General features: G+C 72.2%; 14 protein-coding genes. 10 read left to right on the top strand and 4 right to left on the bottom strand.

Annotated elements, in window-relative coordinates:
- Nucleotides 1–1,446 carry a hypothetical protein gene (locus tag VK611_28050; protein ID HMG45217.1) on the bottom strand — a complete coding sequence of 482 codons (1,446 nt, stop codon included), beginning with the start codon at nt 1,444–1,446 and terminating at the stop codon, nt 1–3.
- Nucleotides 1,447–1,841: 395 nt separating this feature from the next.
- Between VK611_28050 and VK611_28055 the strand changes: the two genes are divergently transcribed.
- Nucleotides 1,842–2,471 (top strand): hypothetical protein, encoded by a 630-nt coding sequence (locus VK611_28055; GenBank protein HMG45218.1) that lies wholly within the window; start codon nt 1,842–1,844, stop codon nt 2,469–2,471.
- Here VK611_28055 and VK611_28060 read toward each other — a convergent pair.
- Complete coding sequence (locus tag VK611_28060; protein HMG45219.1) at nt 2,436–3,311, bottom strand: hypothetical protein; 876 nt, start codon at nt 3,309–3,311, stop codon at nt 2,436–2,438. The genes VK611_28055 and VK611_28060 overlap by 36 nt on opposite strands.
- Nucleotides 3,312–3,352: 41 nt before the next feature.
- Here VK611_28060 and VK611_28065 point away from each other — a divergent pair, with 41 nt between their 5' ends.
- The 4 genes from VK611_28065 to VK611_28080 all read left to right on the top strand — a co-directional run bounded on the left by VK611_28065 (nt 3,353) and on the right by VK611_28080 (nt 5,450).
- The gene (locus VK611_28065; protein ID HMG45220.1) at nt 3,353–3,832 is read left to right on the top strand and encodes a RidA family protein; all 480 of its coding nucleotides are present in this window, start codon (nt 3,353–3,355) and stop codon (nt 3,830–3,832) included.
- Nucleotides 3,829–4,527 carry a YafY family protein gene (locus VK611_28070; GenBank protein ID HMG45221.1) on the top strand — a complete coding sequence of 233 codons (699 nt, stop codon included), beginning with the start codon at nt 3,829–3,831 and terminating at the stop codon, nt 4,525–4,527. Before VK611_28065 ends, VK611_28070 begins: the two co-directional genes overlap by 4 nt.
- Nucleotides 4,528–4,590: 63 nt before the next feature.
- Nucleotides 4,591–5,010: a VOC family protein gene (locus VK611_28075; GenBank protein HMG45222.1), complete on the top strand. Its 420-nt coding sequence runs from the start codon at nt 4,591–4,593 to the stop codon at nt 5,008–5,010.
- Between the two features lie 14 nt (nt 5,011–5,024).
- A complete protein-coding gene (locus VK611_28080) occupies nt 5,025–5,450 on the top strand; it encodes a nitroreductase/quinone reductase family protein (GenBank protein HMG45223.1) in 426 nt (141 codons plus the stop codon).
- On the opposite strand, the gene VK611_28085 is transcribed toward VK611_28080, so the two are convergent.
- Entirely contained in the window at nt 5,447–5,923 is a 477-nt protein-coding gene (locus VK611_28085; GenBank protein HMG45224.1) for a hypothetical protein, read from the bottom strand. The two genes, VK611_28080 and VK611_28085, sit on opposite strands and share 4 nt — an antisense overlap.
- 103 nt (nt 5,924–6,026) lie before the next feature.
- Between VK611_28085 and VK611_28090 the strand changes: the two genes are divergently transcribed.
- Nucleotides 6,027–6,503 (top strand): GNAT family N-acetyltransferase, encoded by a 477-nt coding sequence (locus VK611_28090; protein ID HMG45225.1) that lies wholly within the window; start codon nt 6,027–6,029, stop codon nt 6,501–6,503.
- Here VK611_28090 and VK611_28095 read toward each other — a convergent pair.
- Complete coding sequence (locus VK611_28095) at nt 6,489–7,034, bottom strand: YbaK/EbsC family protein (GenBank protein ID HMG45226.1); 546 nt, start codon at nt 7,032–7,034, stop codon at nt 6,489–6,491. The two genes, VK611_28090 and VK611_28095, sit on opposite strands and share 15 nt — an antisense overlap.
- 34 nt (nt 7,035–7,068) lie before the next feature.
- On the opposite strand from VK611_28095, the gene VK611_28100 reads away from it, so the two are divergent.
- From VK611_28100 to VK611_28115, 4 genes are all read left to right on the top strand, one after another.
- Complete coding sequence (locus tag VK611_28100) at nt 7,069–7,908, top strand: DUF3445 domain-containing protein (GenBank protein HMG45227.1); 840 nt, start codon at nt 7,069–7,071, stop codon at nt 7,906–7,908.
- A gap of 73 nt (nt 7,909–7,981) precedes the next feature.
- The gene (locus VK611_28105; GenBank protein HMG45228.1) at nt 7,982–9,316 is read left to right on the top strand and encodes an anaerobic C4-dicarboxylate transporter family protein; all 1,335 of its coding nucleotides are present in this window, start codon (nt 7,982–7,984) and stop codon (nt 9,314–9,316) included.
- A gap of 1 nt (nt 9,317) precedes the next feature.
- Entirely contained in the window at nt 9,318–10,898 is a 1,581-nt protein-coding gene (locus VK611_28110) for a bifunctional aspartate transaminase/aspartate 4-decarboxylase (protein ID HMG45229.1), read from the top strand.
- 4 nt (nt 10,899–10,902) lie between these two features.
- Nucleotides 10,903–11,129: Type 1 glutamine amidotransferase-like domain-containing protein (locus VK611_28115; GenBank protein HMG45230.1), on the top strand; the 227-nt coding region annotated here is incomplete at its 3' end.

An 11,129-nucleotide genomic window follows, 5' to 3' on the forward strand; every position in this document is an offset into this window, starting at 1 on the left:
TCATCCCGGGGTCGTCGGACGCCGCCAGTAGGTGGACGCGGACGGGTCGGCGTCGTCCTCGGCGGGATCGACGGCCGAGAGGACGAACGTCCGCGTGCGGGGAGCGTCACCCGTCGTCTCCTCGGCGTTGTCCCGGGCCGCGACCATGGCGACGCCCAGCAGCTCGGCATCGTCGATGGGCTCTTCGACCAGCTCCTTCGGGGCCGGCGCCGGTCGAGCCTGCGGCGGCCGGGCGGTCCAGGGGACGACCTGCTGGAGGACGCTCTCGTAGAGCGCGTCGACCAGGCCAGTGACGCTCTGGATGAACCCGGGCGACCGGCCGCCGTTCTTGCGCTGCTGGCCCATCTCGGCCCGCCGGACGAGCCGGAAGCGGTGGATCTCGCGCCCGCCGGGATCCAGGAGGACGTCGCGGACCTCCCTCGCCTGCGCCAGGGTGGCCATGACGGGTTCACGGGATCGCAGCGGCCAGGCCTCGATCGACAGGTCGTCCGGGGCGTCCGGCGGCAGCTGGCGGAGGAGCCACGTGATCCGGGCGCGGCTGCCGCGGTCGGTCGGGGTGCCCACCTCGGTGCTGGCCGTGACCTGCCGGGCGCGGAGGTCGGCCACCAGCTGGATGTCGCCGGCCGAGCCGGGGATGCGGATGCTGGCGTCGAGGAGCCCGCTGGTCGTGAGCTGGTCGGCGAGGTACCCGGAGCGCACCTTGGGATCCGTCTGGGCTCGGGGGACCAGGGGTTGGACGTCCGCGGCGGTCCGTGAGCCGAGGCGGAGGGCGGCGAACCGCACGAGCTGGTCCCACCGGTGGGTGAGGTCACGCAGCTCCGGCGACGCCTTGCGCAGCGTCCCGGCGCGGGCGCTGTCCCGCACGGTGGCCCAGTTCGGCCCCATGTCGACGAAGTCCATGGCCCCCGACGCCGGGTGTTCCAGGTAGCGGATCAGCTCGCCGAGGATCCACGCCTGCTCGGGGTCGCTGACGCCCCGGTGGACCTTGGCGCGCACCGCCTGCACCAGCACCTCGGTCCACGAGTAGTGGGCGAGGCTGACCTTCGAGTTGGCCTTGACCCTGACGCCGTCGCACGGGTGCTCGCTGCCGATGCCGATCTCGTTGGAGATGGTGACGACGGCGTCGATGCCCTGGTCACGGGCAACGCTCACGTAGCTGTTGAGCTGGTCGGCGTCGAGCGTGTTGTGGCCGGTCTTCACCTCCACCAGGGCCTTCCACGACGAGGCGCCGTAGCGGACCTGCACGAGCCCGTCCGGCCGCACGACCGTGCCGTCGCCCAGCTTGAAGGTGGTCTCGATGAACGTCTCGACCGTCGCCTTCCGGGCGGCCGACGCACCGATCGGTGTCAGCAGCGCCAGGGAGAGGTCGCGCACGATCGTGAGGACCGCGAGGAGCGCGGACGTCGCCCGCATCTCCGCCTCGGTGGTGTTGGCGATCCCGCTCACGGGGATCAACCGCGCGACTTGGAACCCGTCCGCCATCTCGCCTCCGCCTTTCACACTTCTTTCGCCACTTCCGACAGTACGCCTCGGAAGCGCTGGATGCGCCCCGTCGCTCCGGTGGGCGTTGCCGGAGGGTGTCGCACGCCTCTTGCCATAGTGGCTACTATGGGCGTTGGGGGAACGCGATGGAACCATCGGCACCGGGTTGGTATCCCGACCCTTACGGCCGGCACGAGCGTCGGTACTGGAGTGGCGTCCGCTGGTCGCGCCACGTCGAGGACCACCGCCAGCGCACCACGGACCCTCTCGGCGAGCGCCCCTCGGATCACGTGTCGGTGCTCGGGGCGGAGCCGTCGCCTCGTCCCAGGACTTCCCGGGCCCGCAGGAGACGCAGCCCGGTGGGCTTCGTCGCTGCCGGCGTCGCCGTGGTGTTGCTCGGGGCGACGGCGTTCGTGCTGCTGACGCGGGGAGGTGACGACACGGTCGACCCGATGACCGAGGGGGAACCGCTCCTCGCGGCGGTCATGGACGCGCTGCACCAGCGCTCCGGTGGCACCTTGACCGACGCCGAGGCCTCGTGCATGGCCGACGAGCTCGTCGGCAGCGTCGGAGCCGATCGCCTCATCGAGCTCCGCGTGCTCGACGGTGCCGACCCGATGCTGGCCCTCGACGCACCCGAGAAGGAGGTCGCCTTCCCCCAGGCGTTCGACTGCCTCGACGACGCCGGCATGGTCGAGTTCATGTCGTCGACCATCTGGGCCCGGGAAGAGGCCGAAGGCCTGAGCCCGGAGGTCGCACCATGTGCCGTCCGGCGCTGGCTCGACGGCCTGGGACGTCAGCGGGTGATCTACCTGTACACGACGTTCGTACGCCCCGTACCGACCCCTATCAACGAGTCGCTGAACGAGAACGAGTGGGACTTCGTCGGCAATGCGATCAACAGCTGCGTCGGAGAGTCGTCCACCCCCGCGAGCGTTCAGGCGCCGGCAGGGTCAGGCGACGGGGTGGGTCTTGCGGGCGGCGGCTAGGTCCCGGTCGGCCTGGCGGGCCGCGGTGCGAGCGGACTTGGCGGTCTGTTGGGCGTCGTGGATCACGTTCCGGGCGGCCTTCACGTCGACCTCCGCCTGACGGAACGCCTGCTCGGCCGCGTCCAGGGCGGCGCGGGCGTCGGCGACGGCGCGGTCGGCGTCGTCGGCCTCGCGCCGGGCCTCCGAGGCGGCCGACTCCGCCACCTCCACCGCCTCCCGGGCCCGCCGGCGGGCGGCCAGGTCGACCGGGGCCGGGACGGGGGTGGACTCCTCCGGCTCCTCCTCGGTCCGCCGGGAGGCCACCAGTGCCGCCACCGCCGACGGCGACACCGGGAGCAGCGGCGGCGGGTTGGTGAGGACGTCGAGCGCCCCCGCCGTCGGGATCTCCCCCAGCTGCCCCTGCCGCAGCTCGGCGAACGCCACCTGGTCGGCCACCACCGCCAGCAGCGCCGGCCCGAGGGACGCCCGGTCGACGTTGACGCCCGCGGCCTTGGCGGCGCCGGCGGCGTTGGTGGCCACCGCCTGCACGGCGTCGCGCAGCGAACGGGTGGCGTCGCGCATGTCGCCCCGGCCCGCCTGGGCCTCGATCACCTCGTTGACCGCGGCCGCCAGTTGCTCGACGGCGTCGGGGTCGGCGTGGAAGCCGGCGTCGAGCGTCCAGGCCGGCCGGGACGCCTTGCGCAGCGCCTTCACCACCTTGGCGTCGTCCTGGCGGCCGGCTCCCCGCAGCCGGCGCACCAGCGCGTCCCGTTCGGCCACGAAGGTCTCCATCGGTCGGGCGTAGAGCAGGGTCTTCGCCTGGTCGATGTCGTCGGGCAGTTCGTCGGCTTCGTCGGCCATCGCGCCAGTCTGCCGCCCGGGCCCGTGGCAAGCTCTCCGCCATGGGAGCCGAAGCGCGCCTCGTCGAGCTGGGCATCGAGCTGCCACCGCTGCCGGTCGCACCGCCCGGCGTCCAGATCCCATTCGAATGGGTGCGGGTGGTGGACGACCGGGTGTTCGCCAGCGGCCACGGCGCCCTCGGTCCCGACGGTGCGCCCGTCGGTCCGTTCGGGCGGGTGCCGACGGAGGTGAGCCTCACCGACGCCCAGGCGTCGGCGCGGCAGGCCGGGTTGGCGCTGCTCAGCGGGGTCCGCCACGCCCTCGGCGGCGATCTCGACCGGGTGCGGGCGTGGCTCGTGGTCTCGGCCTTCGTGAACGCCGAGCCGGGCTACGGGCAGACGACAGCGGTCGCCAACCCCGTCTCCGCGCTGCTGCTCGACGTCTTCGGCGACGCCGGCCGGCACGCCCGCACGGCCATCGGCGTCGCGGCGCTGCCGCTGAACCTGCCGATCGTCGTCAGCGCCGAGCTGCTCGTGGGGTGAACCGCACCGACCGGCTCTACGCGCTCGTGGAAGAGCTGCGGGCCTTCGCTCCCCGGCCGCGCACCGCCCGCCAGCTCGCCGACCGGTACGAGGTCAGCGTCCGGACGGTCGAGCGCGACCTGAACGCCCTGCTCGAGGCCGGTGTCCCGATCTACGCCACGCCCGGGCCCGGCGGCGGCTACGCCCTCGACAAGTCGCACACGCTGCCGCCGGTCAACTTCACGCCCGAGGAGGCGACGGCGCTCGCCGTGGCGCTGGCGCGGCCGGGCGACTCGCCCTTCGCCGACGCCCTGCGGTCGGCCGTCCGCAAGGTGGTCGGGGTGATGTCGTCGCACGAGGCCGAGGCGGCGCAGCGGCTGGCGGGCCGCATCCGGCTGTTCCCCCACGAGAGCGACGTGCGCCAGCAGGCGGGTGGGGTCGTCGAGGACGCCATCCTCGGGATGCAGGTGGTGGAGATCGACTACCAGGACCGCAACGGCGCGGTGACCACCCGGGTGGTCGAACCCCTGGTCCTCGCCGGCGGGTCGGGGCAGACGTGGTACCTCGTCGCCTACTGCCGGCTGCGCCAGGACGAGCGGGCGTTCCGGCTCGACCGCATCGCCGACGCCCGCCTCACCGGCGAGACGGTGACGCAGGCCCGGCAGCCGACGATGCAGGGCTCGCCGCCGGCACGGATCCTGTCGCTGCTCGAGTGATCTCTTCGGGTTCCTCGGAATTCCCGACATAGGGCTGTCGCCGGGCGGGTCCACGGTGGTCGCATGGCAACCGACACGACCGACACGACCGACACCTCCGACCCCCTCACGCCCGGCGCTCCGGTGGGCTGGTTCGAGATCGGCACCGACGATCCCGAGTCGGCCCGTCGCTTCTACGGCGGCGCCTTCGGCTGGACGTTCGCCCAGGAGCAGTCGTACTCGGTGATCACCACCGGCCAGGGCCACCTGCTCCAGGGCGGCATCCAGGACACCACCGTGCCGCTGCCCGACGGCCAGCCGAGCTCCTACGCCGTGCCGTGCATCCAGGTCGGCGACGTCGCCGCCACCTGCGCCAAGGTCGAGGACCTCGGCGGCAAGGTGCTGGTCCCGGCCACCCCGATCCCGTCCGGCCTCGTCTACGGCTTCGTCACCGACCCCGCCGGCAACCGGATCGGCCTCTTCGCGCCTCCTCCGCTCACCTGAGCAAGGATGGGTGGATGCCGAGTGACTTCGCGTTGAAGACGATGAACGCCGTGCACAAGGGCGTGCTGAAGGTGAGCGGCGGCCGCCTCGGTTGGCAGGCGGGCGGCATGCCGGCGCTGGAGCTGACGACCACCGGTCGCAAGAGCGGCCGGCCCCACACGGTGATGCTGACGTCACCGGTGCAGGACGGCGACACCATCGTGGTGGTGGCGTCGCGGGGCGGCGACGACCAGCACCCCGCCTGGCTCCTCAACGTGCGCGACAACCCCGACGTCGAGGTCGCCTACAACGGCGGCGCCAAGCAGGCGATGACGGCGAAGGTCGCCGACGCCGAAGAGCGTGGTCGCCTGTGGCCGCAGGTCACCACCAGCCAGAAGCGCTACGCCGGCTACCAGACCAAGACCGACCGCGAGATCCCCCTCGTCCTGCTCACGCCTTAACCCCCGGGTTCGTAGTCCCCGGGGTTGGGCGGCAGGACCGGCCCATCGACCGGCTCGTCCTCGTCCTCGTCGCCGACCTCGGGCGGAAGCCGGTGGCCGACCTCGAACCCGCTGAGCGACCCACCGACGCGGACGACCGCGGCGTCGGCCATCAACCGGAGGGCCAGGCCGAGCCCGACGCCGATCACCGGTAGCACCAGCACCCCGTAGCTCCGGGAGAACTGGTCGGCGCGGTCGGCGGCCGAGACGTCTCTCTCGTCGCCGAACTCCGGGAAGGCGCTCAGGAACTCGATCGGGATCATCTCCTGCTGGGTGCGCACGATCGCCCACAGTGCGGCCGCCACGCCGACGATCCCGACGACCACCAGCACGGTTCCGGCGGTGCGGGTGAACCCGGCCGCCCGGACCAGCATCGTCCGGTTGGCCCATGCGATGTCCTCGGCCGTGATGGTGTTCTCGTCGTCGTCCGTCACGGCCGAGATCCTTGCAGTCAGTGGGTGATCGAGAAGCCCAGAGCCACGGCCGCTCGATAAGCATGCGGGAAGTCAACCGCGCCCCTGCCATCATCCGGGTTCGATGCTCCGCCATGAGGTGACCACCGTCGACCACCGGGCCACCGACGTCGCCACCGCGATCGTCGACGTGCAGCGGGCGGCGTACCAGGTCGAGGCCGAGCTCATCGGCTACGACCGGATCCCGGGCCTCGTCGAGACCGCGGCCGACGTGGCGGCCCTGGACCTGACGATCCTCGGCGTCCACGACGACGGACGGCTCGTCGGCCTGGTCGGCTACACCCGCGGCGACGATGTCGTCGAGATCGAGCGGTTGGCCGTGGCCCCCGCCCAGTTCCGCCGAGGGGTCGGACGGGCCCTCGTCGCCGCCGTCCACGAGCGCGAGGTCGACGCCACGCGCTTCGAGGTGTCGACCGGCGCCGCCAACACTCCGGGGGTCGGGCTCTACACGGCGCTCGGCTACCGGCGGGTCGACACGCGGGTGCTCGACGGCTGCCCCGTGGTGTTCCTCGTGCGGGCTCCGGGCTCAGGAGGGCGGTAGGCCGAGGGCGTCGAGGACGACGGCGCCCGGGAGGCGGGCGAGGAGGGCGCCCGGGAGCAGGAGCTTCGAGTCGCGCCGGCCGCTGCCCACCACCACCTCCTCGGACGCGGCGACCGCGACGTCGACCAGCAGGCTCCAACTCGACGGCAGGCCCACCGGCGTGATGCCGCCGTACTGCATGTCGGTCTCGGCGACGGCCACGTCCATCGGGGCGAACGACACCTTGCGGGCGTCGAGCTGCCGCCGCACCAGGCCGTTGACGTCGGCCCGGGTGGTCGCCAGCACCACGCAGGCGGCCAGCCAGCGCTCACCGCCCCGCTTGGCGGCGACCACCACGCAGTTGGCCGACACGTCCAGGCCCACCTGGTAGGTCTTGCAGAACGCCGCGGTGTCGGCCAGGTCCGGGTCGATCGCCGCCACCCGCACCGACCCGGCGGCCTCGTCGTCGAGCTGCGAGAGCGCGGTGACCGTGGGAGCCGCCAGGAGCTCGGGGTGTGCCGTCGCGGGAAGCCAATCGAGGGTGCCGACCATGCGCCTACTTTGCCGCACGGATAGACACGGGCCCATGGCCGCTCCCACCTGGCTCGACGAGATCGAGCCGGCGACGAGCCCGCCGTTCGTCCGGATGGGCACCCGGGGGCTCGGGCAGAACCCGTGGCTCCTCGGCGGCGACGACGTGCCGGGCCAGCTCGAGGAGAAGCGCCACATCCTCGCCGCGCACCACCACGAGGTGGTCGCCGCCATCGACGGCACCGAGGCCGCCGCCGCCGAGCTGCTCGCCGCCATCCAGCCCCAGGCCCAGCCCGAGCCCGAACCCGGAGCAGCCGACCGGCACCCGATCGACGCGGCGGGGCGGCTGGTGGCGGAGGACCTGTGCCTGCTGGTCGAGCGGGACGGGCGGTGGGTGCTGGGGGCCGGGTCGCTGAGCTTCCCCTCGCACTGGCGCCTGCGCGACAAGCTCGGCCTCCCCCTCGCCCAGGTCCACGACCCGGTGCCCGACTATTCCGCCGAGCTGGCCGACAAGGTCGACCGCTTCCTCGACCGGCTCCGCCCCGGCCGGGAGCGCGGCGTGTGGCGCCGCAACTGGACCGTGCACCACGAGCCCGACCTGTACGCCCCCGAGGTCCCGCCGCCGCCCGACCCGCCCGTCACCCAGGACGAGGCGCCCCACCGCCTGTGGCTGCGCAGCGAGCGCCAGACCCTCACCCGCCTGCCCCACACCGGGGCGATCGTGTTCACCATCCGCACCCAGCAGGTCCCCCTCGGCGCCGTCGCCGAACGCCCCGCCCTCCGGGCCCGACTGGCCGAGGCCGTCGCCGCCTGGCCGCCGCACCAGGTCGCCTACCGGGGCGGCGAGGCGATCCGCCGACCCCTCCTCGCCTGGCTGCGCAGCGACACCGACTGACCACCGTCTGACCCGCCGACCACTTCGGCACTATCCGTGGTGATTCAACCACTCCTTGTTACGCTCCCGGCCCGTGGACACTGTCGAGCTGATCCTCCACGGCGCGGTGGTCATCGGTTGCATCTACATGGGTGTCCGCGCCGGGGGAGCGGGGCTCGGCATCTGGGGCCTGGTCGGCGTGTTCATCCTGGTCTACGGGTTCCAGCTGGCCCCCGCGGCCCCGCCGACCGACGCGGTCTTCATCATCATCGCCGTCATCACGGCGGCGTCGGCGATGCAGGCCGCCCGGGGGACCGACTGGATGGTCGCCCAAGCCGCGAGAGCCATCCGGGGCCGGCCCAAGTCGGTCACCTACATGGCGCCGCTGATGGCGTTCCTGTTCACCGTCGGCGCCGGCACGGGCTTCATCTACTACCCCCTGCTCCCCGTCATCTACGACGTGTCGTACCGGCAGAAGATCCGCCCCGAGCGCCCGCTGGCGATGTCGTCGCTGGCCTCGCAGGTCGGCATCCTCGCCAGCCCGGTGTCGGCCGCCACCGCCGCCCTGGTCACGTCGTTCGAGAACGCCAACTTCGACTTCAGCCTCACCAAGGTGCTGATCGTCATGTGGCCGGCGTGCCTGATCGGCCTGGCGGTCGGCGCCTTCGTGATGACCCGCTACGGCAAGGAGCTGGAGGACGACCCGATCTACCAGCAGCGCCTGGCCTCCGGTCAGCTCCAGGAGCCCGACACCAACGACATCGACACCAAGGCCCTGCCGCCCACCGCCAAGCGGGCCGCCCTCATCTTCCTGGCCGGTGTGGCGTTCATCATCATCACCGGGCTCTTCGAGGGGCTGCGCCCGGTGGTCGGCACCGGCGACGACGCCACCCGGGTGTCGGTGACCATCACCATCCAGGTGGTGATGGGCGTGGTGGCGGCCTTGATCCTGCTGGTCGCCAAGGCCAAGGGCGGCGACGTGGCCAAGCAGCCGACGTTCACCTCGGGCATGACCGGCGCCATCGCCCTGTTCGGCCTCTCCTGGCTGGCCTCGACGTTCGTGCTGGCCCACCAGACGGAGATCAACGACGCTCTGGGCGACGTGGTGGAGGACTACAAGATCCTCTTCGCCCTGGCGCTGTTCATCGTGGGTGCGCTCACCACGAGCCAATCGGGCACCACCAACGCCATCGTGCCGGTGGGCCTCAGCCTGGGCCTCAGCCCGGCGCTGGTCACGGCGATGTGGCCGGCGGTGATGGGCATGTACTTCCTCCCGGCCAACGGGTCGCAGATCGCCACCGTCGCCTTCGACCAGACCGGCACGACCCGCATCGGCAAGTACGTGCTCAACCACTCGTTCATGGTGCCGACGCTGATCTTCGTGGTCGTCGCCGTCGCCGTCGGCTTCGTCCTCTCGCCGCTGGTCTGACGTGGACGACACCGCACTGGCGCTCGGCGCCCTCAGCCCCTTCGAGCTGCAGGACGAGCTCGGTCGCTACGCCGCCAAGGCCGACGTGCCCGAGGTGCTCGACGCCGGCAAGGGGCAGCCCAACTGGCTGGCGACCACGCCCCGGCACGCGTTCCACCTGCTCGGGCAGTTCGCGCTCGGGGAGGCGGAGCGTGGTGTCCACAGCCCCGACGCCGGCTGGTACCCGGAGCTCGACGGCATCGCCGAGCGCCTGACGGACTACGTCGACAAGCAGGACGATGCACCCGGCGCCATGCTGCTGGGCGCGGTCGTCGACCACGGCGTGACCGCGCTGGGCTTCGACCCCGAAGCCTGGGTGGCGGAGCTGGTGGTCGGGATCCTCGGCGATCGCTACCCGCAGCCGCACCGGATGCTCACCCACGTCGAGCAGCTGGCCCACCAGTACCTGCTGGTCACCCACGGTGTCCCGGCGTCGGCCCCGGGCCGCTTCCGCCTGTTCGCCACCGAGGGCGCGGCGGCGGCGATGAGCTACTGCTTCCAGAGCCTGCGCCGCAACGGCCTGGTCGGCCCGGGCGACAAGGTCGCCATCGGCACCCCGGTCTTCAGTCCCTACCTGCAGATCCCGAACATGGCCGAGTTCGGGTTCGAGATCGTGCACGTCGAGGCCGACCAGTCGGCCGGCTGGCAGTATCCGATGGGTGAGCTCAGCAAGCTGCTCGACCCCGACGTGAAGGCGTTCTTCCTGGTCAACCCGGGCAACCCCGACACCCGGTCGCTGGGGCCCGACGAGCTGCGGACGATCAAGGAGGTCGTCGCCCAGCGGCCCGACCTGATCATCCTGGCCGACACCGCCTACGCCACGTTCGTCGACGGCTTCGACTCGCTGATCGCCGAGCTGCCCCGGCAGACGGTGTGCGTCCACTCGTTCTCGAAGCACTTCGGGGCGACGGGGGAGCGGCTGGCGTTCATCGCCATGCACGAGGACCACGTGATCGACCGCCTGCTGCGGGAGCAGCCGCCCGGCGAGCGCGGCTTCCGGGCCGAGCGCTACCGCTCCGTCACCGACGACCTCGACAGCTTCGCCTTCGTCGACCGCGTGGTGGCCGACAGCCGCGAGGTGGCGCTCTACCACATCGCCGGGTTGGCGACGCCGCAGCAGGTCAAGCTGGCGCTGTTCGCCGGCTTCGCCCTGCTCGACGAGGGCAAGGCCTACCTGGCGATGACCCGCGAGGTGCTGGAGCGACGCCTGCACGCCCTGCTGGAGCCGCTCGAGCTCGACATGCCGACCGGCGCCGACACCCACTACTACACCCTGCTCGACGTGGTGGAGCTGGCCCGGCGGCGTCACGGCGAGGCCTTCGCCCGCTGGCTGCTGGTGTCGCAGCACCCGCTGGTGTTCCCGATCCACCTGGCCGAGCGGTACGGCGTGGTGGCGCTGCCGGGACGGGGCTTCGAGGCCACTTCGTGGAGCGTGCGCGTGTCGCTCGCCAACCTGGCCGACGACGCCTATCCGCGCGTCGCCGATGCGATCCACGCCACGATCGACGATCTGCACACCACGTACACCGACGGAGGGACGTGACGCGATGGCCGGACAGATCCTGGTGAGCGGTGCGGGACGGGCCCTGATGGAGAAGCGGCACGACCCGCTGCACGCCTACACGCTGTCGCTCACCGGCAAGGAGGACCCCCGGGTGCTGTTCCTGGGCACCGCCACCGGTGACGATCCGTACTACGTCCTCACGTTCTACGAGACCTACAGCTCCGACCGCTGCCGGCCATCCCACCTGCGGCTGTTCCACATCACCGAGAT

The organism is Acidimicrobiales bacterium (genome assembly GCA_035316325.1).
In the GTDB taxonomy this organism is placed as follows: Bacteria; Actinomycetota; Acidimicrobiia; order Acidimicrobiales; family VFJN01; genus DASXTK01.

What these genes read in the sequence shown, in the direction of transcription:
- VK611_28065 (HMG45220.1), top strand. Translation starts at nt 3,353, where the DNA reads ATGGGAGCCGAAGCGCGCCTCGTCGAGCTGGGCATCGAGCTGCCACCG.
- VK611_28095 (HMG45226.1), bottom strand. Translation starts at nt 7,034, where the DNA reads ATGGTCGGCACCCTCGATTGGCTTCCCGCGACGGCACACCCCGAGCTC.
- VK611_28100 (HMG45227.1), top strand. Translation starts at nt 7,069, where the DNA reads ATGGCCGCTCCCACCTGGCTCGACGAGATCGAGCCGGCGACGAGCCCG.
- VK611_28060 (HMG45219.1), bottom strand. Translation starts at nt 3,311, where the DNA reads ATGGCCGACGAAGCCGACGAACTGCCCGACGACATCGACCAGGCGAAG.
- VK611_28090 (HMG45225.1), top strand. Translation starts at nt 6,027, where the DNA reads ATGCTCCGCCATGAGGTGACCACCGTCGACCACCGGGCCACCGACGTC.
- VK611_28075 (HMG45222.1), top strand. Translation starts at nt 4,591, where the DNA reads ATGGCAACCGACACGACCGACACGACCGACACCTCCGACCCCCTCACG.
- VK611_28080 (HMG45223.1), top strand. Translation starts at nt 5,025, where the DNA reads ATGCCGAGTGACTTCGCGTTGAAGACGATGAACGCCGTGCACAAGGGC.